Genomic DNA, 25637 nt, shown 5'->3' with positions numbered 1-25637 from the left:
TACCGGAAAATTTCGACAACTTTTTCGAAAATCCTTTTTCCTGCCGCAAAAGATACTACATAAAAAGAGACCGCCTTTGAAGCCATAAACAGCTCCAAAGACAGCCTCAATACATTTACCCTTCAATGCCCGCCCGACAAGCTCAGGCCGATCCGCTTCACCAGCCGGGCACTTTCTTCATTTAATCCGGTAATCGTTACCTTTTTGCCGAGTGCCGCGTATTTGTCCAGCGTTTTGGCAATAGCCCCCACCGCCGACTGATCCCACACATGAGAATGGGAGAAGTCGATAATCACCTGCTGCGGATCACTCTCATACATAAATTCATGCACGAAATGACTGGTTGTACCGAAGAACAGCTGGCCGGATACTTTGTAGGTAGTTACAGATGCTGCCGTATGGACACTGAGCTTTATTGAAGCCATTTTCCAGGCAAAAGACAAAGCGCTCAGCAGAACACCGAACAGTACACCGATCGACAGATTATCTGTCACTACCACAGTAACTACCGTAACGATCATGACCAGTGCGTCGCTGAGCGGCACCTTGGCTAATGTCTTCAACGAACCCCACTCGAAGGTGCTGATGCAGACCATGATCATAACACCGACCAAGGCGCCCATCGGAATCTGCTTAACCACATCGCCCAGAACGAGAATCAGGAACAAAAGAAAGATCCCCGATACAAAAGTAGACAGCCGTGTACGTCCGCCCGATTTCATATTAACCATCGACTGGCCGATCATTGCACAGCCTGCCATCCCGCCGAAGAAGCCGGTAACGATATTGGCCAGGCCTTGTCCCTTCGCTTCCCGGTTCTTGTTACTGCCGGTGCCGGTAATATCATCAATCAGCGTTGCGGTCATCAGGGATTCCAGCAATCCGACAACAGCTAGCGATAGTGAATAGGGCAGAATGATCAGCAGTGTATCCAGCGTGAAGGGAAGATCCGGCAGATGGAACACCGGCAGAGCCGAAGTAATGGTGCCCATATCGCCTACGGTCCTCACATCCAGATTAAGAACAATACTGAGTATGGAAACTGCGATAATCGCTACAAGTGCCGAAGGGACAGCCTTCGTGATCCGCGGAACCGTATAAATGATAATCAGTGTAAGTGCCACCAGTGCATACATCATCCAGCCCTGTCCTTCAAAATGCACAAGCTGGGCCATGAAAATAAGAATGGCTAATGCGTTGACGAAGCCGGTCATTACCGGCTGCGGCAGGAACGTGATGAATCTGCCAAGCTTCAGCATCCCCATTAGAATCTGAAAGATTCCCGCCAGTACGGTAGCCGCGAACAGGTACTCAATTCCGTGTGAAATCACCAGGCTGCCGACCAATAGTGCCATCGCCCCGGTTGCCGCGGAGATCATGCCCGGTCTTCCGCCGGCAAATGCCGTCACAATAGCAATACAGAAAGATGCGTACAATCCAACCATCGGGCTTACACCGGCGAGGATGGAGAAAGCAATCGCTTCAGGGATTAAGGCAATCGCCACGGTCATACCCGACAGAATGTCGCTCCGTGTGTTGGAGAACCAACCGTTGTTGTATAAGCTTAACTGCTTCAAATTGTGCTGCTCCTCCTGTGTCTTGTTATAAGGTTATAGGCTCTAACCATAGAGCCTGGGTCAGGTGCAACGCCAATACTTGTTATTGTACCTGACCCTCCTTAACCTCCACAAAAGTGCAAACTATTCTTGTAAGCGCTAATTACAGCGTCATTCTCATTAATTCTTCTATTTCCGTATAAATTCTAGATATTTAGATTAACGGTACAGTCCGGAGGCTTTCACTTCATTGAAGAAGGTGTTGAACTCTTCAATATTAAGCTGCTGCGCCGCATCCGATAAGGCGGTTGCCGGATCGGGATGCACTTCCACCATGATGCCGTCGGCTCCGGCGGCAAGTGCGGCTTTGGCACATGGGATCAGGATATCCTTGCGTCCGGTGGAATGGGTCACATCGACCAGCACCGGCAGATGGCATTCCTGCTTGAGAATCGGTACTGCCGAAATATCCAGCGTATTGCGGGTCGCTTTCTCATAGGTACGGATGCCGCGTTCAATCAGTATGATCTCCATGTTACCCCGGGACATAATGTATTCTGCCGCATGGACGAATTCGTCCAGTGTCGCCGACAAACCGCGCTTCAGCAATACCGGCTTGTTCACTTCCCCTACCGCTTTGAGCAGTTCGAAGTTATGCATATTCCGTGCACCGACCTGAATAACATCGACATAATCAAGAGCCTCCTCAATATGACGAGGGTCTACAATTTCACTGATGGTCAGAAGCCCGTATTCATTCGCCGCTTCACGCAGAATTCTCAGGCCATCCATCCCGAGTCCCTGGAAATCATACGGGGAGGTACGGGGCTTGAAGGCTCCGCCGCGCATTACCTTCACGCCTGCCTTCTGCAGGGCAGCGGCAACTGTACGGGTCTGCAGCTCACTCTCCACCGAGCAGGGTCCGGCAACCATCAGCGAAGATAATCCGCCGACGGTTACATTACCCGGAAGGGTAATTACTGTATCTTCAGCGTGATTTTTGCGGGCTACCAGCAGGGATTTCTTATGCTCCGTGCTTTGCAGATCCAGTGAAGCAGAGAAAATCTGCTTGAACAGGGTACGGATCGTGCCGCTGGTGAACGGTCCCTTGTTGCTTGCGACCAGCTTATCCAGCATGGCTTTCTCGCGTTCAGGATCGAACTTCGGCACGCCCTGCTTCTCTTTGAGTGCTCCAATTTCCTGCACGATTCCCGCACGCTCCGAGATCAGCTCCAGCAGTTGTCCGTTAATTTCATCAAGCCTTGCTCTCAGCTTATCCAATTCCACATTACTCATTTCCTGACACTCCCTTTTGTAGTTAATAGTTAATCCTATGAACGAACGCAAAAAGGCCCCCCGTCGCAAGGGACGAGGAGCCGTGGTACCACCCTTATTTAGAGATGAATCCTGCTGACGCGTCAGCACCCGGTAAGCTGTTACCTCATCCCGGACCGGATTAACTCTGTCTTACACCCGTTAACGCTGGAAGCGGGCCTCCCTACTCATACCTGCTGCAGCAGTGTACTTCAGGAGCCGACTCGGAAGTGAACTTCGGCACTAAGCGTCAAATGAGGGTGCTCTCAGTCTCCGGCACACCTTCCCTGTTAAGATCCGCTATAAAGTGCTTACTCTCTTCGTCATTGTCATTTAATGGTATATCGATGCGTCTTATGCACCGGTTTCTGCTATCTTAATCAAAATGACTTCCACATGCAAGATGTCAGAGTGACGTATTGCAGCTTTAACGCAAAAATGTGAATGGGTGATGAACAAACGGAAGACTGCCTGCAAATTAAAAGAATTTCCCGATAACATTCACTATAGTCTCGCTTCTCAGCGGCTTGCTGATATACTCGTCCATTCCCGCTTCAATGCATAATTCCCGGTCGCCTTTCAGCGCATTAGCCGTTACGGCAATAATGACCGGCTGCGAGTCTGCCGGCTGCGTCTGCCTGATTCTCAATGTGGCCTCCAGGCCGTTCATGCCGGGCATCTGCACATCCATGAAGATCAGGTCATAGCTGCGCTGAGAGACCATCTCGACTACCTGCAGCCCGTCTTCCGCAACATCGACGGCGAACCCGCGCTTCTCCAGAATTTTGCGCAGCACAATCTGATTAATAACATTGTCTTCAGCCACCAGGATGCGCAAAGAACGGCTGAGCTGCTGCGGACTCAGCAGGCCCGGCTCCGCCCCCTCAGCAGTCAGAGCCTGCTTCTCGGTCCGGAGCACCACTGTAAATACAAAAGTTGCCCCCTGCCCGGTCTGCGGCTCCAGCTGAATCCTGCCTCCCATCATTTCAACCAGCTGCTTGCTGATCGCCAGCCCCAGGCCACTTCCTTCATGTTTGCGGCTCATGGAATGATCGAGCTGGTAGAACGGCTCGAACAATTGGCTGCGGGCATCCTCCGGAATGCCTATTCCTGTATCCGCCACTGTAAATTGCAGCGTTACCCCATCAGCAGCCTCTTCTCCCCTTATGCTTTGCACGCCTACCTTTATCCCGCCCGTGTAAGTGAACTTCACTGCATTGCCGACCAGATTGATCAGGATCTGCTTCAAGCGTTCTCCGTCCCCGATCAGATCAGCGGGCACCTCCGGTCCCACCTCCACCTGGATGGTTAGGCCCTTATTCTCCGCTTTAAGCTGCAGCAGCTCCAGAGCAGACTCTATGCAGTGCTGAAGGACAAACGGTTCTTCATGCAATGAGGTTTTGCCAGCCTCTATCTTGGATAGATCCAGAATATCGTTAATGATATTCAGCAGGGATTCCCCGCTCTGGCGGATGATTTCCAGGTACTCCCGTTGCTGAGAATCCGGATCACTGAGGTCCAGCAGCAGATCGGTCATCCCGATCACCCCGTTCATCGGCGTGCGGATTTCATGGCTCATCATAGCCAGGAACTCGCTTTTGGCCCGGTTCGTATTCTCGGCGGTTTCTTTGGCGATCAGCAGCTTCTTCTGCTCGGTAATATCCTTGACGATTATATAAAAGCCCACCGTCTCCTTGTTGATTATGATAGGGGCAAGGGTTGTCAGCACCTCCACGGAATGCCCGTCCTTATGCCAGATGAGGTCGATGCTCCGTTCCATGGAACCCTTCTTCTGGCAGAAGCTGATCACGTCGTGAAGATGGTGGTTCCCGATAATCCGGCCGACACTCATTCCCACCAGCTCAGGAATGGTGTAGCCTGTCAGCTGCACGGCCTTCTCATTCCCATTGATGATGTTCCCTTCCAGATCCAGGGAAATAATCGCATCATGGTTATATTTCTTCAGCGAGGTATACCGCTCTACCGATTCCTGCAGCTTCTGCTCCATAATCTTACGCTGTGTCACATCACGGCCTACGGCAAGCACGCTCCAGCTCCCGCTGTCTTCCACAATCCGCAGCGTGAATTCAATCCAGAGATACCGCCCGTCCTTATGAAGAATCCGCAGCTGCACACTCTGAAGCTCAGCCGCCTGCGGAGCGCTCATAAATTCCATATCCTCGGGGTAAACCAGTCCGCGGATATCACAGCCGATCAATTCCTCAGGCTTATACCCGAGTACTTCTACAATCGAAGGAGAACAGTATCTGCAGATACCATCCGGGGTTGCATAATATACAATGTCTCGAATATTGGCTGCGATCAGGCGGTACAGCTCATCTGGCGGTGCAGGAAGTTCATCCATGGACTTAGCTTCCGGGTGCCGCAATCCGGCCAGATGAACGATATAATACAAGCCCATTCCCGTAGAGGGCTCGCTAATCAGAGAAACATGCAGCAGTACTGCAACTACAGAGCCGTCTGCATGCCGGAAATTTAGCTCACATTCAAAAAAGGGAGCCTCTCCCGCTTTTAGGGTGCCCATCTTTTGCCTATGTATCTCCAGGGAATCTTCATACAGAAACTCCGTGAGGCCATGTCCCAGCAATCGTTCTTCCGTGTATCCAAGTAACAGGGTTACCGCCGGATTCACACTAGTCCATTCTTCGGAAATGGAGAGAAATGCAACTCCGGCAGTCCCCTTTTTGAATGCCTGTTCGAATGGAGAAGAGATCTCCGTATGTTGTCTTAGCATAAATTCCACCGCCCGTTCGTGGAGTAATACATGCATTATTAGTTCAAATCTGTAATATAAATATCTTGCATATCCGGGCGAAAGTCAAATGATTCTGTCGGATTATATTAACCCGCGAACCAGCCTTCAGACAGAGTTCTCCCCAGTTCCCGCCTTTGTTCAATCCATTCCTGCATTACATTATCCTTTTAGAGCCCACCGTCCAGCAGCCTCTTCACCGTTTCAGTGAAGGCTTTTACCTGAAAAGGTTTGGTAATGTATGAAGCAAAACCCTTGTTCCTGGCTTTTTCAATATCCGATAATTGAGCAAACGCACTGGTTCCCAGTACCGGAATGTGGCAAGTAGCCTCATCCTGCTGCAATATTTCCAGAGCTTCATATCCGTTAAGGCCGGGCAGCCCGATATCCAGGATGATCAGATCCGGCAGTTCTTCACGGGCCATACTTAGCCCGAGCTCTGCCGTTTCGGCTTTCAGCAGCAATATGGAGGGCAGGTTTCTTTTGAAGATATGATGCATTAGGGCCATGTTGAGTTGATTATCTTCCACATATAATACTGTCTGCTTGTACTCCTCCATTCGGCATATCCTCCTAAAAAGTCCCAGCACAACAGCCCCTAAACAGGCAGAAAATAAAAAAGCCGAAGAAAGGGACAATTCCCCCTTCTCCGGCTCATGTTCGGCTCATTCGCATGTCCGACTCATTTCCGCCTTATTTATAGTTAAACTTAATGAAAAGTATAAGCTATCACACTGGTATCCTTGTCGAAATCCCAATCCACGTATATATCCGACAGTTCCTTGCCAAGCATCGGGGCAATCGTGGTGGTATCCTCCAAATATCGTTTTTCCATCTTACGTTTGGTAGTCTTAAGCGTATTCTCATAACCAAGGCTAATCAGTTCCTTCTCCAGCGGGATCAGGATACCCTCACGTTTGATAATCAGGACGCGCGGGCCAAGCCACCAGGAGTCGGTATAGACCGGTTCCTTCTGAACCTTTCTGCTAACTTCATTTATCTGGGCATGGACTTCTTGACGCCCGGCATAATCGTCAATGACCATAACGTCATTCTTAATGAGCGCAACGATCATTCCAGACGCATTATGTATACCCCAGTCATAGAAAATCTCGCCAACCTCCATAGCCGTCATTTCCTTCAGGTAGGCCGCAAGCTCGGGCAGCAGAGACTTCATCAGAAGCTCTCTCGTATAGCGAAACGCCTGTTCTTCTTCCTTATTTAACAAAAATTTCTCCACAGGTCCGATAAAATTACGAATATGCAGCGCTATACATTGCTTTCCGATAGAGGCGTGTATGGATTCAGGCCCTTTCCCAAAGCGTTCCCGCAGTAATCTTCCTGTGAAACTGGAAAGTTGGCTAGTAAGTTCTGTAGTGCTCATTCAATTTCCTCCAGCATAATATTCTTGTGTCTGTGTTATAGGTATGGGGAGACGCTCCGCCTGCTGAAAAAACGGTTCGTCACTTTAGTATAATCTCAACCGGGGGACTTCGTATATATATAAATACATAAAAGTTAGAAAGGGCAACCAGTGCTCCCGGTATATGGTATGCAGGGCACAACATTAGTATTGCTGCTTATCTGCTTATCTCCTCATATCACAAACTTACACTCATATACTTACATTTTGTAAGTCGTTATGGTATAGTAGAGTATATCCTTGCTGTAACGGACAAGCTTAAGCTTTAAACATACTAAATATTCTGGATAATAAGGGGTCTGTACCAATGAACAATCAAGGGAATGATCAAGCGAAGCAAGCGGCTGAACCGGAGTTCGAGTTCGGTATTTATACACTCGGGGATATCGTAACCGATTGCCAAACGGGGCAGCGGATTAGCCCCCGCCAGCGGCTCCATGAAGTGATTGCTGCCGCGAAGCTTGCCGATGAAGCGGGTCTGGATGTATTCGGCGTAGGTGAACATCACCGGCTGGATTTCGTCATCTCCTCAGTACCGGTTGTGCTGGCAGCTATTGCCCAGGTTACAGAGCGGATTAAGCTTACCAGTGCAACCACTGTACTGAGTACGATTGATCCGGTTCGTGTCTTCGAGGATTTCGCCACTCTGGATCTGCTGTCGGACGGCCGGGCGGAGATTATCGCCGGGCGCGGCGCATTCCTGGAATCCTTCCCGCTGTTCGGCTATGAGCTGGAGGATTACAAACAGCTGTTCAGCGAGAATCTCGACCTGCTGCTCACGCTGAACCAGCATGAGGTCATGAACTGGGAAGGCAAGTTCCGCTCCCCGCTGCATAACGCCGAGATTGCCCCGCGTCCGCTGCAGCAGAAGCTTCCGCTCTGGGTGGGCATCGGCGGTTCGGCCGAAAGTGCCCAGAAGGCCGGAGAGCTGGGTGTAGGTATGGCCATCGCTATTCTGAGCGGCAGCCCGGAGCCTTTCCAGAATCTGGCCCACACCTACCGCCGCTCCGGCGCAGCAGCAGGGCACAGACCGGAAGACTTGAAGATTGCCATCACAAGCCACGGTTACATAGCCAAGACCTCCCGGCAGGCATTGGATGAGTACTATCCTTATTACTACAGCTACCGCAATGCGATTAGCCCGAAGCCCGGCCAGGAATACCGTGTCTCACGCGAAGAATTCGGCCGGTTCACCTCTCCGGACAATACCTTGGCCGTGGGTAGCCCGCAGCAGATTATTGAGAAGATCCTCTATCAGCATGAGCTGTTCGGCCATCACCGCTTCATGACCCAGCTGGATATCGGCGGCCTTCCCTATGCCAAGGTGGCAGAAGCCATTGAGCTGCTGGCAACAGAAGTAGCTCCGGTTGTGCGGCGCGAGCTCGCCAAGAAGCGCAGCGGCATCTCTTCCCCCCAATAATAAACAGAACCAAAAAGGTTGCCGCCCGGTGATAGAGTGGCAACCTTTTTGTGCGGAAAATAAAAAGTATATGTATCAGAATATATCCGGCAGATGTATCCGGCACACCTGCTGCAGCGCTTCATAACTGTCATTGAACTCAAGCTGCCGGAGAATATCCAGGTAACCCAATAACTGCTGGGTATCGTCTTTATGCTTCAGACAGAGCAGCGTGATCTCATGGTACACCAATGTGACAATTTTATCGTACAGCAGATTCGTCTTATCCGCTAAGGGCAGCGCTTTTTTAAGGAAGAACAGGCTTTGCTCGTAATTATGCTCTTTCAGGCAAATTTTCGCGATATTCTGCATCAGATGCTGCTGGATGGTCCGGCTCTCGGCAAAGTCATGGTATTTATCAAACTCATCTGCAGCCCTTAGTCCAAAAAAGATCGCGTCTCCGCTGCTTAACGTAAACAGGAAATTATTCAGCAGCTTGAACTCATACAGATACCATATATCCGCACCCATCAGATAAGGCTTGATCTCCCCGGCTAATTCGCTTAACTGCCTGATCTCATCCTCCCGCTGATATTGAATCAGAAAACCCTGGCCCAGCAGATACAAATGATAATAAGCCTCCGTGCGCGTCACCCCGTACAAGAAACGGCATTCATGGCTGATCGTTCTAACTTTGTCGAATTCATAACGGTTCGCCGCCTCCACCAGACTTAAGTGAAGCGTACGTTTCTCCGGCTGTGCATAGCCATTCTGCAGGAACAGCAGCTCTTCAAGGGACATTTCCAGCTTGTCCAGCAGGAGGATCAGCTTGTCATATCCGGGATAATATTTACCGCCCTCAAAGCGTGACAAGTTGGAACGGCTCATAATCCCATCCGCCAGAATCGACTGGTTGATTCCTTTGGAGGAACGGATTTGCCTGATTGTAGAGCCCAGAAACATGATATCACCCCTCCGCTCTGCCGTGTGAGTATACAGCACAATTTTCCGGTCTGATTTTCATTGTATGCTACACTCGGCACAAATCAAAATATAAAAAGCAGGGGAAGGATTATCATGGGCTTTCATTTGTCACGGAAACTAAACCGTAGAGTATGGAACATTCTGGCCGGCACCTTTTTCACGAGAACTGCACTATTTATGAGCGTCCCTTATCTGGCCATCTTTCTGACGAGCCAAAAACATCTCTCCATCTTCTTGGCCGGCTGTGTTCTCAGTATCAATCCGCTGGTGAATGTGCTCTTCAGCGGCTTCGGAGGGGCGCTTGCGGACCGGCTGCCTCTGCACAAAATCATCGCCGTTGTCCCCATAATCTGGGGAAGCCTATTCATTCTGTTCTATTATGCGGACGGCTTCCCGGCCTTCCTGCTGCTTAACGGCCTTAACGGATTATGCTACTCCATCTTCGAGCCTGCCAGTAAAAAAGTACTGTCCACCGAAACGCTCCCGGAGAACCGGCTGCTCGTCTTCAATCTGCGGTATACGGCGATAAATCTGGGCTGTTTTCTCGGCCCGCTGTTAAGCCTGATGTTCAATATGAAGCTGACTCTCTTTCCTTATGTTATTCTGGGCGTGCTTTATATTCTGTATGGCGTCTCCACACAATTCTTCTTCCGGCACGGGGGCCGCATCCACGCTTCTATTGCATCCCGGGGTATCGGCAGCCTTAAGAATCTTGGTGCAATTCGCAAGGACTATGTATTCCTCCTCCTGCTGGCTGGAATGAGCTTCTCCTTCTTCGGGTATTCTCAGCTGAACGGAACCGTATCCCAATATTTAAACGCCACTTCTGCCTTCGCCGACGGTGCCCGGATGTATTCGGTGATCCTGTCGCTCAATGCGGTTGTTATTCTGGCTGCGCAATTTGCCGTGCTGCGCTGGATCTCGAAGTGGAATCCTTTCCACGTGGTACTCGCCAGTAATCTGCTGATTGCCGCAAGCTTTCTGTTCTTTGTGTTGCCCGTCTCCCCGTTGATGCCGCTGCTGTTCATTATAGTGTTCAGTCTGGGGGAGCTGCTGATTGGTGCGCGGTTCGATGCCTTAGTGGATGAGCTGTCTCCGGAGAGTAATAAGGGACTCTATTTCGGCTGCTCGGAGTTTGTTAAGATCGGAACCACTTTCGGCCCTATGCTCGGGGCGGGTCTGCTAGGGCTGTACGGGGTAGAATCGCCTGTTCCGGTGTTCGGACTGATCGGCGGGATTACTGCTGCCGGGGCTGCTCTGATCGGAGGCGCAAGGTTCCAGCATCTGCGGAAGACCCGCTCACCAGAATTAATGGATGAAGAACCGGCTGCCCTAATCCGTTAATAATTATCTGAAATATTATGAAATATACTTATTATCTTTCCGGCGATTTGTGGAAGGGGCAAAATATGATCAATACACTTCAGCTCTACCGCAGCTCTGGGCATGCCATACACCACGCAGGTAGCCTCTGATTCGGCTATCGTGACGGACTGGAACGCAGCCTGTTTGGCCCGCTGCATCGCCTGTGCACCATCAGCTCCCATACCGGTCATAATGACGTAACCCTTTTTCAGCCCCTTCAGCCGTGTGACAGAATCGAACATAACCTCTACAGAGGGGCGGTGCCCATTCACCGTATTGTGCTCACTAATCACAATACGGTACGATCCGGCGCCGGTATTCTCTATTTCCATATGCTTGCCTCCGGGTGCAATATAGACATTTCCGGGCTCCAGGATTTGATGATGCGTTGCCTCCACCACATGCAGAGCGGCATGCTGATCCAGCCGCTGAGCAAGTGAAGCCGTGAATTTAACCGGCATATGTTGAACGACAACAACGGGAACCGCAAGATCCTCCGGCAAGGAGGTAAGCAGCGTCTCAAGTGCCTTAGGTCCTCCGGTTGAGGTGCCCACTGCGCATATCCCGCTGATCATTGGGGATGTTCGTTTTCTTTCACGCTGAACCGAAGCCGCAGGCGCCGCCGTTTGGGCCGCCGTTTGGGCCGGCAGAGCACGCCGTTTGGGCGGCTCCCCTCCCCACTTTGTGACCGATTGATGAGAGGATGCCGCTGCCTGCAGCATCACCAGCAGTTCGTTCTGCTTGTTCCCGAGTTCTGCCGAGATGGAACCGGAGGGTTTAGCAATAAAGTCAACTGCCCCCAGCATCAAAGCCTGAATGGTAGCGTCGGCACCTTCCCGGGTGAGCGAGCTAACCATAATCACCGGAGTAGGCCTAAGCTTCATTATTTCCCCCAGCGCTTTCAGCCCGTCCATGATGGGCATCTCAACATCCATAGTCACCACATCCGGCTGAAGGGCCAGCACCTGCTGTACGGCCTCTACTCCGTTTCTGGCAACGCCGGCCACTTCAAAACCGGGAAACTCCTTAATCATTTCCGTCAGAAGCCTTCTCATAAAGGCAGAATCATCTACGATCAGTACGCGCTTATTCATTTCTTCGCCTCCTTGCTCCCTAATCCTGTAAATGAAACCTAACTGCCCGCTTCTTCAAATAAGTGCTCCAGTTTCAGCACACTGACAAGTCCATTGTCCGATTTGCCAATCCCCTCGAAGAACGTGCCGTTCAGGGTTCCCAGCCGTTCCGGCGGTGCTTGCATATCATGGATGCGCACCACCTTATTCACGTGATCCACGAGCACACCCACCTTCTCATCCTGGCGGTTGATTACTATTATCCGTGTACGTTTGGTCAACGGAATGTCTTCGAATCCAAAGCGTTTGCGTAAACTGATCACCGGTACGATCTTGCCCCTCAGGTTAATGACCCCTTCAACAAAAGCAGGAGTATGTGGAAGACGGGTGATTTCCTGCACACGGATAATTTCATGAATATCCTGGATCGGAATGGCATACTGTTCCTGGCCCATCCCAAATTCGACATATTGATTTGCTGTATCCAGCGTCATCTAGCTTCACCTGTCTTTCTCGGATTAAGACATCCGGAACGCTGCCAGCGACTCGTTCAGCTGAGCTGTGGAATCCACCAGATCATGCGAGGAGGCCGCAGTCTCTTCTGCACAGGCACAGACTTCCTGGCTGGCAGCCGCAATGCTCTGTACTGACCGTAGCACGTCGTCCGCCTGGGCTGCCTGTTCTTCGCTGGCCGCAGCAATTTCGGTGATTAACTGGGCCGTTTCACCCACAATCCCTTTAATCTTGTCAAAGGCGGCTGCCGCATCCAAGGAGGATTGCACTCCCAAACCTACTGCCGATACACTTTTTACCGTATTTTCCTGCATAGTCTCAATAATCTGAGAGATTTGCCGGGTAGCTTCCCCGCTCCGTTCCGCCAGCTTACGGACTTCGTCGGCCACTACTGCAAAACCTCTGCCGTGTTCACCAGCTCTGGCTGCTTCAATCGCAGCATTCAGTGCCAGCAGATTGGTCTGCTCCGCAATATCATCAATCAGATCGAGGATATTCCCGATTTTCTTGGAATCTTCCTGCAGCTTGTTCATCTGTTCGCTTGCCGCATTCATCTCATTGATCGAGGCATCGACTATACGCATATTCTCTGTAGAAATACCTACAGTCTGCTGATACATCGTGGATGCCCTTTCCGCGTTCTGCGCTACTGAAGTAACGGCCATCGACAGTTCAGACACCAGCATCGTCATCGTCTGGGCATCATTAGCCTGATGTGTACTGCTTCTTACTACTTCTTCTGTGTTCATCGAAATTTCCCGCGAGGCTGTAGAGACTGTATGTGACAGAGTTACCGACTTTTCGATCAGCCCCTTAATTTTGCCAGTCATATTATTAATTGCGAGTGCCACCTGTCCAATTTCATCCTTGCTCTTGAGGTTAAGCGGTTCAACTGTAAGGTCGCCTGCAGTCAATCTTTCCATAACTATCTGAATCATCTTAAAAGCCGAACCAATTTTCCGGATATAGAGGAAACCCAGGATGAAGGAAGTCATTAGCAGGGCTACGCTGACTGCAGCTACCTTTATGAAGGAAAGGTGTATTGAATCTTCTGACCCCTTAACCTCGTTCACCATAAATGCCTCGACGATGCCTGATGCCGAATCGAGCTTGTCGCGTGCTTCCGTAAACTGATCCACCCGCAGCAGCTCATTTGTTACCTTATTCTCACCCGGAGACTGCAGCAGCTGGTCAATGATTCCAGTCCACTCCACGAACAGCATTCTGGCCTCTCCAAGCTCCCTCAAGATATCACTTCCGGCTTCACTTCTCAGGTCAAGAATCCGCCGGTCATTATAGGTCTTCAGGATATCTTCAGCCTTTCCTATTCTTTCGGCTACCTGGGCAATGTTCTCCCGGTAATCCGCAACGGCCTTCTCGTCTCCGGTAGCCAGATGCAGCTGTACCGCAGAATAAGCCTGATACATATCCCTGTCGGCATTGAGCATATATGAGGTCAAATTATAGCCGTGATCGTAGAATACGCGTTTCAAATTATTATCGGATGAAATTACCAGGTTAAGCGATAAATACGAAGTTAGAGCCATAGCTAGAATCGGAATCAGCAGGATGGACAGCAGCTTGGTTTTCACAGTCATCTTCAGCTTTTTCATTTTTGTTCCCCGCATTCGATTTAGAATAATGAACCGATATCAAAAATCAATGCAACTCTGCCGTCTCCCAGAATAGTTGCTCCCGTAACGCATTTGGTTCTTCCCATGTATTTGCCGATGGACTTTACCACAATATCCGCATTCCCGTTCAACTCATCCACTAATAAGGCGATGCGTTTCTCGGCCATGCCGATAATGATAACCTGGTGATACACTTTTTCCTGATAGGGTTTGTCCCAGCCCAGCACATCCTGCATACTTGTCAACGGAAGGACTTCCCCCCGCAGGTTGATAATCGGCTGTCTCCGGATGTAACCGATCTCCTCCGGCTTCAGCCGGATAATCCCCAGAATATTAGACATAGGCAGAATAAAACTTGTGCCGTTGACTTTGATCTGCAGCCCCGGAATAATTGCCAGCGTCAGCGGCAGACGGATCAGAAACTCCGTTCCCTTGCCCACCTCACTCCGGATGTCGATTACACCATTCAATTTCTCAATATGATCGCGGACGATATCCATTCCGACACCACGCCCGGAGATGTCACTGACTACAGCCGCCATAGAGAATCCAGGCTTGAAAATTAAATGAACAGCCTCGCGCTCTGTTAGTACAGCTGCTTCCTCTTCACTAAGGATCTGCTTCTTCACTGCGCTCCGCCTGATCACCTCAGGATCAATTCCGCCTCCGTCATCCTTCACCCGGATTACCACCTGATTACCCTCGTGGCAAGCTTGTACGGTTAATATCCCTTTCGGGGGTTTCCCGTTGCGTAACCGTTCTTCTTCGGATTCGATTCCATGATCCACTCCGTTTCGGAGCAAATGTATAAGCGGATCCGTTATTTCTTCAATGACGGTCCGGTCCATTTCTGTCTCTCCGCCAAGCAGCTGCAGATCAACCTCTTTCCCCAACTGCTTCGATAAGTCCCTTACGATCCGGGGCAGACGGCTGAACAATTGCTCTGCAGGCAGCATCCGGATCTTCATTACCTGCTCCTGCAATTCATGTATAACCCGCCCCAGGTGATCGGTCTGCCCAACCAGCTTCGGGAGAGCCTCGTCGGTACGGTAACGCTGATTCAGATTCTGGCCGGCCTGCTTGATCCCAACCTGGTCAATCAGAAGTTCTCCCACTAGATTCATCAGATGCTCAAGGCGTTCTACATCTACCCGGATGGAACGGGCTCTTTTACGATCCTGCGTCTGAGCACTATCGGGAACCTGTGAATTCGCGGTCAGCTGCACTGTAGCGGTAGCACCAGACGATTCATCCTCCTGCTCCATCAGAACAGCCTGTATATGGACATACGCTACCTCAACCAGAGAGGCAATCTTCCTGTGAAGCTCCTCAACCTGCAGATGCGTAATGAGGAGGAATTCCAGCTTGGCGAAGGAGGTCTCATCCGCTTCCGCAGCACTGTCATCTATCGGAGGATTCTGCTTCACAATCTCTGCAAGATCGGCAATGCGCTGTTGGATGATTGAAGCCCGGGCCGCCCTCATCAGACAATCCTGTTCCAGAATGACCTCTACAGCCAGTATCGATTTCCCTTGTTCTTTGCCCTCAAGACAATGATAACGTTCATCCAGATTCAGAGCGGATTGCAGCGGCTTCTCCTGAATCTCGCTATATGCAGGGTCCGCTGATACAGGTAGCTGTGCCACCGGGCCGTTATTGCGGAAATGAACGATACGCCCGATAATCCCCGAAATCTCCGTCCCGGCAGAGCCAGAAGCAATGTCATCTTTTAATTGTCTGATCGTATCCAAACTATCAATGAGGAGAACAACTAATTCATTTTCCAGCTTCAACTGCCCGTTACGGATTAAATCCAGCAGAGATTCCATCTCATGTGTTACATTTTTAACCGGATCAAAGCCCATGGCCGCAGAAGAACCCTTCAAAGTATGTGCTGCGCGGAATAAGGACTGGATGGTTCCACTGTCGCAATCACCCTGTTCAAGAAGAAGTAGTTTTTCCTCCATAATCTGAATTTGTTCGTCTGCTTCCTCCATAAAAACATCCATAAACTGGTTCATATCCAAACAAGACCACCACATTCCCAGGGAAACCCTCCCTTATTTCCTTTACAATCTAGTTTTATCAAACAAATCTAGACATAATGTGATGTAAATATAATAAAATCTGAATAAGATATGATAGAATCATAGATATGAGTCCTTTTCTTGGAGGTAATCCAACTATGGTAAAGCCTAAAATCCTTGTGGTAGACGATGACCGCGATATATTAATTCTTCTGAAAAAACGTCTGGAGATTGAGGGCTACGAGGTAGTTACTGTTTCCGAGGGACAGGAAGTGCTTAGGCAGGTCAAACTGTATGATTTCGCATTAATTGTTCTTGATATTATCATGCCTTCCATGAATGGACTTGATATCTGTAAGGCCATCCGTGATCATGTTAACGCTCCCATTCTGCTGCTCAGCGCAAAAGACCGGGAGATTGACAAAGTGGTCGGACTGGAGCTTGGTGCAGATGATTACATTACCAAACCCTTCAGCATTGATGAGTTAACGGCACGGATTAAGTCCCATCTCCGGAGGGAAATGCGGCTAGCCAAGCCTGCCGTTTCGAACCAGAGGGTATTCCAGTTTGAGGATCTAACCATTAACGGTGAAACGTATGAGGTATCTATAAAGGGTGAACCCGTTCATTTATCGGGCAAAGAACTGGAGATTCTGCTCCACCTGGTCCGCAATAAGAATCTTGTACTAAGCAGAGAGCAGATTTATACTGCAGTATGGGGTTATGAAGACAATGGGGATATCAACACAGTAACCGTCTATCTTAAAAACATCCGTAAAAAAATCGATCCCGATCACCGTCTGATCAAGACGATTTGGGGGATCGGGTATAAATTTGTCGTCTGAATTACCGCACTATCCACACCTAAGGGCTGGCCCTCTGTTCTTTCTAACGAGGCCGGCCCTTTTCACTAATCTATCCACGTTTCCCGGATTTCCAGAATTTCATTGTATACCTCACTGAAAGCCTGAACCACTGCCGGATCGAAATGCATCCCGCTTTGCCACAGGATCTCTGCAAAAGCCTCCTCCTTGCTCCACGCCTCTTTATAGACCCGTTTGGAGGTGAGTGCATCAAAAACGTCGCAAACTGCTGTAATCCGCCCTTCTACAGGAATTTCTTCCCCGCGTAAGGCCTGCGGATATCCGCTGCCGTCCCACTTCTCATGATGAGTCAGCGCTATTCTCTCAGCCAGCAGCAGAATCTCATTCCGGCTGCCTGACAGCAACTCCGCTCCCTTAGTTGTGTGTTCTTTCATGATCTCAAATTCTTCCGGAGTTAATCGTCCAGGCTTATGCAGAATACGGTCAGGAATCGCCAGCTTGCCTATATCATGCAGAGCGGCTGCCAGCTTAAGCTTGTGGCAATAGCTTTCTTCGTACTCCAACTTCTTGGCAAGCACAAAGACATAATTGCTGATTCTGAGTAAATGCCGACCTGTTTCATTGTCCTTCTGCTTCATAGCCTGAAGCAGCCGCTGAACATACTCCTGCTGAAGCTCCTCAAGCTGAAATACATGCTGCTGCAGCAGTTCCTCTATTTGAAAAGTTTGTTCCGCCTGCATCCTGCGCTGAAGGTTCTCCTGAAGCACATGCTGCACCTTAAGCACGACTTCCACTGGATCAAACGGCTTAGTCAAAAAATCACGCACGCCAAGCCGCAGGCTGCGGTGAAGATACTCTGAATCCTGATAGGCCGTAATGACAATTACGGAAGAGATCAACGGCGAATGTCTTGCCTCCAGCAGTTCCAAAATATCAAAACCGCTGATGACCGGCATATTCAAATCAAGCAGCAGTACATCCGGATCCTCCTGCTCAATAACCTGAAGAGCCTGCGCAGGATCATGAATGACAAAAATATTCTGATATCCTTCGATCGTGAACAATTTTTCTAGTAATAATGTATTAGTCCTGACATCGTCAATGATCATAATTTTTCCGTGCTTGTAGATCTCCCGTTGGTTCTTATCTGCCACCAGCATTGACAACCCTCCGCTCTCTCGCAACCATTTCGTTAGCCTTCCTCCCCCAGAGGAATCAAAATCTTAAACACACTGCCTTCACCGAATACACTGGTGACCTGAATCTCGCCATCCATCATTCCCAGCAGCCTGCGGGATACCGTAAGACCGATACCCGTACCTTCAATTTGCTTCCCTTGGGGGATCCTGTGAAACGGCTCGAATATATGGATCAGATCCTCTTCGCGTATTCCGACACCTGTATCTTTAACCACAATCACAAGCTTACGGGCTTCCGCATGATGCACACTGACGGTGACCATGCCGTTCGGGTTATTATATTTAATTGAATTAGACAATATATTTAGCAGCACCTGCTTCATACGGATACGGTCACAGCGTATAAGCTCTTCATACATGGATAACGCCTCATTGCGGAAGCCGATACTATGCTGACTGCAGATCGGTTGCATCCAGGTGAAGCATTCCTCCAGAACATCACCTAAACGAAGGTCCTCTATAGACAACGCCATCCGTCCGGATTCGATCCGGGTCAAATCGAGGATTTCACTGATCAGCTGCAGCAGATGTTTGCCGGCCTTAATAATTTCTCTCACGTTCTCCTGCTGGGATGCGGACAGCGGATCGGAAGACTCATATTCAAGCAGCTGTGCAAATCCAAGAATCGCATTCATTGGTGTGCGCAGTTCATGACTCATGCTGGACAGAAACTCGGATTTCGCCTTATTGGCCGTCTCTGCAAGCTCCTTCGAGCTGAATAAGGACTCCTCCATATACTTCCTTTCCGTGATATCACGGGAGATTACACAGACTTTACGCACGGGCTCGTTCTTCCGCTTGATAGGGGTAATCAGTGCCTGCATCCAAACAGTCCCCCTGCTGCTAGCCATCTCATACTCCATACCGACCGTTTCCTGGGTTGCCAGTACTTCGCTTAATATGCTCATGAACCGGAGAGTGGTCTGCGGGTCTAGAAGCGCATCAATATGCTTCCCTTCAAAGCTTTTGGCCATCGCATAATCATACCTTCTGTCGATGGACCAGACCTTCTCGATTACACCTGTCTCGTTAATCTCTGCAATCATATCGTCTATGGATTGAATCATAGCATTCATGTTAGCTTCGCGGTCTTCAAGCGCATCCTTCGCTTCCGAGCTTGACTTATAGGCTTCCCCAAGCCTGCTGCCAACCTGGGACAATATTTCAGCGGTTTCCCTGATCTCAGTGACATGGATCTCCGGAATCTCTTGATGATACCGCCCTTGTCCAATCTCCATGGCTATTCGATTGATTTCCATGAGAGGCTCTGATATTCTTCCGCTCATGACCCGGCTCCGCCAGTTCAGGATGGCAAAATAAATAATATAGAACAAAAACAGCCCCAGAATCATATACATTCCGATCTCAAACAGCTCATGATTCAGGTGGTTGGTTACAGCAAATATATTCGTTTCAGCGGCCAGAATTATGAATTTCCATCCGGTGTTCTCCATGGTTGACCAGGCAAGCATCTGCTTCTGCCCGTCTATTCTCACTTCGCTTAAACCCTGCTTATCTGCCGCAATATCAACGGCTATCGCCTGAAGGTCTTTATGGGCAAACAGATTGAATTCATCCGGCTTGAAGGTATCCTGCTTGACCGCCTCCTGGTAATTATGTGAAGTAAGCTCCTGAATGCCAAACAATTGTTCCGCCCGGTCCGGCATAGCAAGAATGGTTCCGTTATTGCTCACCAGCAAGCCGAGCCCCTTCCAGGGGATATCCATAGTCTGAATTTCTTCCCTGAATGTGTTAATCGTAACATCGATACCCGCTACCCCCTCGAGCACATTCCCCCTGTATACAGGAGCAATTGAGGAGGCCATCCAGCCGTTTCCTGCAGGATCCAGATAGGCATCTGTCCAGACCGCCTTCCGTTCCGGATTATGCTCAGCGTCCGCTTCATAATAGAAATTAAACTCAGGAATATTCATTTGGGATTGATATTGAGTCATCACATCGAAATAGGGATAGATGATATTTAAGGAGTCATAGGTGTTAAAATATACAGCGGCCGCAAGGGGCTCCCTGGCAACGATAGACTTCATAAACGGCTGCAGCGGCAGCAGCCGTTCCACCTTGTTTTTTTGCTGAGCCCCAACCTTGTTTATTCCGCTGTAAAAAATGGCCGCTCCGCCGCTAGTAGTGTCTGCCTTGGAATAATAGGCCCCCTCCGGGCTCATTACCAGCCGCTCCAGGTTTTCTTCCGAAGCCGGAATCTCCTGATTCAGCGCATGGGCGATAGAATCGCTGTATAACACTGTAAGAGATGAAATTCTCCGGGTCTCACTATCAATAATTGCAGATTCCTGTGAAGCCACAATCCGAATTTCGTTTAACACTTCATTCTTCATACTGAGTGTCTGTCGTTCCCTTGACCATTCATTCGTCACAAAGTAGATTCCGATAAAAACTAATTCCACCAGCACTAACGGAATAACTGAAGTTCTAATATAAGATTTCCATATCCATTGAAATAAGGAGATCGGTTTCTCTCTCTTCATGCTGTACCCCGTTTCCTAGCGCTCGCTTGGTTTCACCAAAATATCCAGATGCCTTATATAATATTCAAGCAGATCCCGGCACAAGATAATGCCCTCTGCATTTTTCAGCACTACATGCCCTTCCAGCTCCCGCCCAATTTCTGAGATGAAGGGAAAGCCATATCCTCCTCCACTGCCTTTCATAGAATGGCCGATTACCATTATTTTCTCAAAATCCTCAACCTGCAATGCCTCGGAGATCATAACCAGATCCACCCTGCGGCGTTCCATATAACCGGGAATCAGTTCGGCAATATCCTCGTCGACCCATACCTTAATCGGTGTCTGATCCATAGAGATGACCTGCCCCCCCCGTTAACTCTTCTTCTCCATACCGCCGGATCATTTGAAATAATGGCTCTATAAAAATCGGTTTCTCCAGGAAATCTGTACATCCGGCCTCTGAAGAGGCTCTGCGGTGCTCCTCAAAGGCATGAGCGGTCAGAGCAATAACCGGCGTGGGCTTGAGCTGTTCGTCCGCTTCCCAATTCCGGATTGCCCGGGTCGCTTCGTAACCGTCCATCACAGGCATTTGAATATCCATGAAGACTATATGGTAATAACCTTCAGTAAACATCTTTACTGCTTCTGCACCATTCACAGCCACATCTACGCTACAGTTGTTTTTTCTCATAAATGCCAAGAATAGATTCTGGTTGTCGATATTGTCTTCCGCCAGCAGCAACCGCAGATTCCGCCCAAAGAGTGCAGTGGAATCCTCAGCAGATTCCAGTTTCAGAGGAAGCCTCACTTCAAAGGATGTTCCTTCTCCCGGCTTGCTCTGATACGATATCCTTCCACCCAGCAGTTCTGTCAGCTTACGCGAGTAGGCCAGCCCAATCCCGAGTCCTCCATATTTCCGGGTAGAGGAGGGATCGATCTGGAAGAACGGCTGGAAGATCTCTTCTGCGGCCTCCTCGGGAATCCCAATTCCTGTATCTGTAATACGGATCATAAGCAGCACCTTGGACGGCTCCCGGAGCGGACGGACAACCACTGATATTTCCACGGATCCCTGCGGCGTAAACTTCACGGCATTATCCAGAAGCGTTCTAATGATTTGCACAGCCCTCCGGGAATCCCCGATCACCGGCACATTGGGCAGCAGTCCTGTTTTCAAATGGAATTCCAGTGATTTGTGCTTCATATTTTCCCGGTATTTCTCAGATAGAGTAATTATCAGTTCATGGAGGTTGAAAGGCCGCTCCTCAATATGCACTTCACCATTCTCCATAGCGGAATAGTCCAGTACACGTTCAATTAGGAATAAAAGATGCTCTGAAGAGTGTCTTAAGGTTTGAACCTCTTCCCGGCCAAGGCCGTTCTCATCCTGTAATTGCACGATCCCGAGGATTGAATTCAGCGGAGTGCGGAATTCATGGCTGATCAACGCCAGGAATTGATCCTTTGCATCATTGGTAGATTCCAGAACCTCTTTGTTCAGGAGCAGCTGGCGCTCATTATCCTTTTGAGCCGTGATGTTAGTTAAAGTTAGCATCACCAGCTCCTTAAGCCTGCTGATCACAATACGGTAACTACGCTTCTCTTCGTTAATTTGAAGCTCTACTTCCAGCTCTTTGGCATGATCTCCTGACATGATTCCAAGAATAATTTCTTTGTAGGCATCCAGATGTGAAATGAAGGAACGGTCTACATTCTCATAAATTTCGCGTGCTGCTTCGTTCATCATCACAGGCTGCAGCTCAAGCTGCTCAGTACGCAATACCATCACTGCGTCTTTTAATGACCTAAGCACCTGTTCCAGCATGGTCCTTGCCTGCTGCTCACTCTGCATTAACTGCTGCCTTTCGGTCACATCCGTCTGAATTCCGATGAAATGGGTTACTTTCCCGCCCTCGTCCTTAAGTGGGGTAATGACAAGCTCATTCCAGAACGGTTCGTGATTCTTGCGGTAATTCAGAATCTCGAGCTGTACCCGCGAGTGCTGATTCAGGGCATTGCGGATGTCCGCAATATGCTCAAGACTCGTATCCTTACCCTGCAAAAAGTTACAGTTGCGGCCCAGCACTTCCTCCAGCGTGTAACCGGTGATCTGTGTAAATGCCTGGTTCACATAAATAATCGGCCGGTGGGGCAAGGCCTCTGCAATAATAACTCCAGTTCCCACATCATGCACGGCCCGTTCATAGAGATTCTTCTCTGCAACAGAATGGCGTAAGGCTATTTCAGTCTCCTGATACTCCTTGATCAATTGCAAGCGCTTTCCTGTGGACAGATAGATTGCGATGCTAGCTACAAGAAAGAGCATAATAGCAAAACTCGTCTGCTTCGGGTCTCCAGTAAAGAACAAAAACAATATCAGCTCAGACAAGATCAAGGCCATATAGACTCTTAACCTGCCGAGGGAAGTGATGGTCTGACTGATAACAAAATACATCATCAGGATCGTAATCAGAAGCATGGAATCGTAATGATACTGCATCAGGGAAATAAAGGCGGCTGAAGATATAAACCAAAGGTAGGCAAATAACAGCGGTTCAGAAGCCGCCTTGATTCTCTTCGAGAGGAAAGAACCCGCCATCAGCAGGGTTCCGATTATCAAAACAGTCACTTCAACGGCATCCGGGCTGGGGTCAGCCGGATTCATCCAGTGTGCCAGCCGTCCCATGACCAGGATACATATTAATGACAAGCCGGTGTACAAGCGCAACATCTTCAATTGATTCATGAACAGCTCTCCCCACCAGTTAACCGCCTTGTGCGCACTCATTATTCACCCAGACTGATATGCGCCATAATCGTCAATTCACTTGCAAATATCGGAATGCTGATAAAGGTACTGCTAGTGCGCAGGCTGCCTTTTCCTTCATGGAGGACCGGAGGCGTGATATTCGTATTCATATGTAGCTCATTGAACGCCGAACAGCAGGAAGCGCCTACCCAGTTGCCGAACTCTGCAAACGCACTCCAACCCATGTCATCAATGACCTCTATAGGAAAACCGCACATAGTGCTCACAATGCTCCTCAGGACCTCATCGTCCATGCTGAGTATGATCTCACCACGGACATCGCCTGTCATCCCTACCATAACCGATACTTTATCCGTATTTACAAAAGCCAGCTGTTCAGAAGGCGAACCTGCACGAAACACATAACCCAAGTGGGTGACCAGCACTTTTTGTATCCCTGCAATAACGATGTCTAGATATCCGGACTGTATATGCATATTATCGGCATCTCCTCTCTCTTTTTACAATTGATTTTCTACGGCCTGTAATAACCGGTCTGCCTGAAACGGTTTGACCACAAAATCCTTCGCCCCGGCCTTCATGGCCTCCATAACCATAACGGTCTGTCCCATGGCACTGCACATAATAATCTTGGCCTTGGGATCAATCGCGATAATATTTTTTACGGCCGTTACCCCATCCATATCCGGCATAGTAATATCCATAGTTACTACATCCGGCCTCGTCTGCTGGTACACTCTGATGGCTTCCGTTCCATTAACTGCTTCTCCCACAATTTCATGGCCCTTGGACTCCAGTGCTGAGCGCACCATCAGCCGCATGAAGGCCGCATCATCGGTAATCAATATTTTCGCCATATCAGCACTCCCTATCTGTTTTAGTTTCTATAGGGATGATTCTATATTGCATTCCTAATAGGAACATGACGAAATTATGAAAAAAAAATAAAAAAAAGCCTCAGCGAAAGCTGAGGCCCTCTGTCTATTTATGCGAATGATGGCTTGTTATTATCAACTTTGCCGCTGACCAGCTTCTTGTACTCGTCGTCTCCGCCCTCCAGAGAAGGCGCTAAATATACATTAAGCGCGGATGGAGAGAGCTTGGTGCCGGATTTGCGTCTGGAACGGCCTTTGCCTCCCGCACTGTTACCGTTACCGCCCGCAGACCGGCGGACGCTACTAGAGACACTAACTGCATTCTTCATATTCTTCATCCTGTCAGTCCCCTTCCACTAGATGATTGACGGTACGGAACAAATCACGGTTATAGGCAACCACTGCTGTAAGATCCTCTGCCGATAATCCCCCGCTTCCGGAGAAATGTACAGAAATCACGTGGTTCTCCCCTAAAGGATAGCATAGGATATATACCTCCGCAACTTCCGTACGCTGTAAGAAAGTCCATTCCTTAGCCAAATAAGCATCCAGCACACCCGGTTTTCCGCTTCCGTCTTCGGAGGTCGAGAACGGATAGATATGCCCGCGGCCTACATTGCCGCCCACCTGTTTCAGGCCTTCCCCCTCTTCGGCCCGCCACATGGCGGCTCCGATCACCCGGCAATCCTCCGGAGGTATGAATGAATTACGGACGGCTTCGCTAAGCGCCTGATAGTTCTCACCCGGCTGGGGAGGCGTCACATTATTATTATATTGCCAAAAGAAGTGAAGGATACTTTCTTTTCGCCTAAGCTCTGCTCTAAGTTGCTGGAGCTCAACAGCCGGATCATGGTACATCCCCTGTCCCTGAATGCTGTCGATAATCTTGCCGCAGCTGACATCCACCGCCGCTGTAACATTCTCATGCTGCCACTCGTATTCCAGCGGCGTCAGCCCCGACAGATCGGACAACAGGTGGTACTCTTCCACGTTCTCCCCCGGAATCAGATCGCTGCGCGAAGGTACCTGATCCGGCAGCAGGCAGAAGACCCGGCCACGCCGTAATCTGGACCAGAACAAACCCATTTCAAACTGGGTGTTATCACGGGTTACATAATAATATTTACCCCTGATCCGGGCCACATCATCAGGCGAGAACACGAATACGGCAAAGTCACTGATATCCAGATTCCGCTCCAGCGCCTCGATCGTATATTCATTCGGCCGGAAAGCAGCAGCATACCAAGGATGAACTTCTGCAGTCCGCTTCAGCTGCTCGTGGATGGCCCTGGCGTAGCGGATGGATTCTCTGGAGGATCCAATGAATAATCTAGGTCTGATCACGGCGGCACTCCTTTATCTGTTTCCCCAATATGTAATAATTATACAGACATTTCCCCCTAAGGAATAGGGCTGCCAGTT

21 protein-coding genes and 1 pseudogene are annotated in these 25637 nt (G+C 49.5%); 3 read left to right on the top strand and 19 right to left on the bottom strand.

Annotation, left to right across the window (positions count from 1 at the left end):
- Window positions 1-122: 122 nt before the first annotated feature.
- The 6 genes and pseudogenes from MKX70_RS09725 to MKX70_RS09700 form a co-directional block, all read right to left on the bottom strand.
- On the bottom strand, window positions 123-1577 hold the full coding sequence (locus MKX70_RS09725; RefSeq protein ID WP_042239808.1) for a SulP family inorganic anion transporter: 1455 nt from the start codon (window positions 1575-1577) through the stop codon (window positions 123-125).
- A 198-nt stretch (window positions 1578-1775) separates the two neighbouring features.
- The gene (locus tag MKX70_RS09720) at window positions 1776-2852 is read right to left on the bottom strand and encodes a bifunctional 3-deoxy-7-phosphoheptulonate synthase/chorismate mutase (protein WP_042239809.1); all 1077 of its coding nucleotides are present in this window, start codon (window positions 2850-2852) and stop codon (window positions 1776-1778) included.
- Between the two features lie 496 nt (window positions 2853-3348).
- Window positions 3349-5625 carry a PAS domain S-box protein gene (locus MKX70_RS09715; RefSeq protein ID WP_340839964.1) on the bottom strand — a complete coding sequence of 759 codons (2277 nt, stop codon included), beginning with the start codon at window positions 5623-5625 and terminating at the stop codon, window positions 3349-3351.
- 188 nt (window positions 5626-5813) lie between these two features.
- Window positions 5814-6203, bottom strand: coding sequence for a response regulator (locus MKX70_RS09710; RefSeq protein WP_042239810.1), 390 nt, complete (start codon window positions 6201-6203; stop codon window positions 5814-5816).
- 149 nt (window positions 6204-6352) lie between these two features.
- The gene (locus MKX70_RS09705; RefSeq protein WP_339843000.1) at window positions 6353-6871 is read right to left on the bottom strand and encodes a Na-translocating system protein MpsC family protein; all 519 of its coding nucleotides are present in this window, start codon (window positions 6869-6871) and stop codon (window positions 6353-6355) included.
- A 66-nt stretch (window positions 6872-6937) separates the two neighbouring features.
- A pseudogene (locus MKX70_RS09700) lies at window positions 6938-7027 on the bottom strand (Na-translocating system protein MpsC family protein); the annotation flags it as partial.
- A gap of 346 nt (window positions 7028-7373) precedes the next feature.
- Between MKX70_RS09700 and MKX70_RS09695 the strand changes: the two are divergent.
- The gene (locus tag MKX70_RS09695; RefSeq protein ID WP_042239814.1) at window positions 7374-8486 is read left to right on the top strand and encodes an LLM class flavin-dependent oxidoreductase; all 1113 of its coding nucleotides are present in this window, start codon (window positions 7374-7376) and stop codon (window positions 8484-8486) included.
- Window positions 8487-8561: 75 nt separating this feature from the next.
- On the opposite strand, the gene MKX70_RS09690 is transcribed toward MKX70_RS09695, so the two are convergent.
- The gene (locus tag MKX70_RS09690; protein WP_042239816.1) at window positions 8562-9428 is read right to left on the bottom strand and encodes a helix-turn-helix domain-containing protein; all 867 of its coding nucleotides are present in this window, start codon (window positions 9426-9428) and stop codon (window positions 8562-8564) included.
- A gap of 114 nt (window positions 9429-9542) precedes the next feature.
- Between MKX70_RS09690 and MKX70_RS09685 the strand changes: the two genes are divergently transcribed.
- Window positions 9543-10793 (top strand): MFS transporter, encoded by a 1251-nt coding sequence (locus MKX70_RS09685; protein ID WP_340839963.1) that lies wholly within the window; start codon window positions 9543-9545, stop codon window positions 10791-10793.
- Here MKX70_RS09685 and MKX70_RS09680 read toward each other — a convergent pair.
- The 4 genes from MKX70_RS09680 to MKX70_RS09665 are packed head-to-tail and all read right to left on the bottom strand — an operon-like array spanning window position 10790 to window position 16076.
- On the bottom strand, window positions 10790-11908 hold the full coding sequence (locus tag MKX70_RS09680) for a protein-glutamate methylesterase/protein-glutamine glutaminase (protein WP_340839962.1): 1119 nt from the start codon (window positions 11906-11908) through the stop codon (window positions 10790-10792). The genes MKX70_RS09685 and MKX70_RS09680 overlap by 4 nt on opposite strands.
- 38 nt (window positions 11909-11946) lie before the next feature.
- Window positions 11947-12381, bottom strand: coding sequence for a chemotaxis protein CheW (locus MKX70_RS09675; protein ID WP_042239823.1), 435 nt, complete (start codon window positions 12379-12381; stop codon window positions 11947-11949).
- 24 nt (window positions 12382-12405) lie between these two features.
- The gene (locus tag MKX70_RS09670) at window positions 12406-14013 is read right to left on the bottom strand and encodes a methyl-accepting chemotaxis protein (RefSeq protein WP_340839961.1); all 1608 of its coding nucleotides are present in this window, start codon (window positions 14011-14013) and stop codon (window positions 12406-12408) included.
- 20 nt (window positions 14014-14033) lie between these two features.
- Window positions 14034-16076, bottom strand: a complete 2043-nt coding sequence (locus MKX70_RS09665; RefSeq protein WP_340839960.1) for a chemotaxis protein CheA — start codon at window positions 16074-16076, stop codon at window positions 14034-14036.
- Window positions 16077-16219: 143 nt separating this feature from the next.
- Here MKX70_RS09665 and MKX70_RS09660 point away from each other — a divergent pair, with 143 nt between their 5' ends.
- A complete protein-coding gene (locus MKX70_RS09660; RefSeq protein WP_042239825.1) occupies window positions 16220-16906 on the top strand; it encodes a response regulator transcription factor in 687 nt (228 codons plus the stop codon).
- A 65-nt stretch (window positions 16907-16971) separates the two neighbouring features.
- Here the strand turns inward: MKX70_RS09660 and MKX70_RS09655 are convergent, their stop codons facing one another.
- From MKX70_RS09655 to MKX70_RS09620, 8 genes are all read right to left on the bottom strand, one after another.
- A complete protein-coding gene (locus MKX70_RS09655) occupies window positions 16972-18045 on the bottom strand; it encodes an HD domain-containing phosphohydrolase (RefSeq protein ID WP_042239827.1) in 1074 nt (357 codons plus the stop codon).
- Window positions 18046-18077: 32 nt separating this feature from the next.
- Complete coding sequence (locus tag MKX70_RS09650; RefSeq protein WP_340839959.1) at window positions 18078-20588, bottom strand: sensor histidine kinase; 2511 nt, start codon at window positions 20586-20588, stop codon at window positions 18078-18080.
- Between the two features lie 15 nt (window positions 20589-20603).
- The gene (locus MKX70_RS09645) at window positions 20604-20921 is read right to left on the bottom strand and encodes an Hpt domain-containing protein (RefSeq protein ID WP_042239830.1); all 318 of its coding nucleotides are present in this window, start codon (window positions 20919-20921) and stop codon (window positions 20604-20606) included.
- The gene (locus tag MKX70_RS09640; protein WP_340839958.1) at window positions 20902-23316 is read right to left on the bottom strand and encodes an ATP-binding protein; all 2415 of its coding nucleotides are present in this window, start codon (window positions 23314-23316) and stop codon (window positions 20902-20904) included. The genes MKX70_RS09645 and MKX70_RS09640 overlap by 20 nt, the downstream gene beginning before the upstream one ends.
- A 41-nt stretch (window positions 23317-23357) precedes the next feature.
- Entirely contained in the window at window positions 23358-23816 is a 459-nt protein-coding gene (locus MKX70_RS09635; protein ID WP_052416751.1) for a chemotaxis protein CheX, read from the bottom strand.
- Between the two features lie 24 nt (window positions 23817-23840).
- The gene (locus MKX70_RS09630; RefSeq protein WP_042239834.1) at window positions 23841-24197 is read right to left on the bottom strand and encodes a response regulator; all 357 of its coding nucleotides are present in this window, start codon (window positions 24195-24197) and stop codon (window positions 23841-23843) included.
- A gap of 128 nt (window positions 24198-24325) precedes the next feature.
- A complete protein-coding gene (locus MKX70_RS09625) occupies window positions 24326-24553 on the bottom strand; it encodes a hypothetical protein (RefSeq protein WP_052416752.1) in 228 nt (75 codons plus the stop codon).
- Between the two features lie 4 nt (window positions 24554-24557).
- The gene (locus tag MKX70_RS09620; RefSeq protein ID WP_340839957.1) at window positions 24558-25559 is read right to left on the bottom strand and encodes a TIR domain-containing protein; all 1002 of its coding nucleotides are present in this window, start codon (window positions 25557-25559) and stop codon (window positions 24558-24560) included.
- Window positions 25560-25637 lie beyond the last annotated feature (78 nt).

It is taken from the genome of Paenibacillus sp. FSL R7-0312 (assembly GCF_038004445.1).
Lineage (GTDB): Bacteria > Bacillota > Bacilli > Paenibacillales > Paenibacillaceae > Paenibacillus_AQ.
The sequence above is the reverse complement of the archived record's forward strand: the minus strand, read 5'-3'. Positions and strand labels throughout refer to the sequence as shown.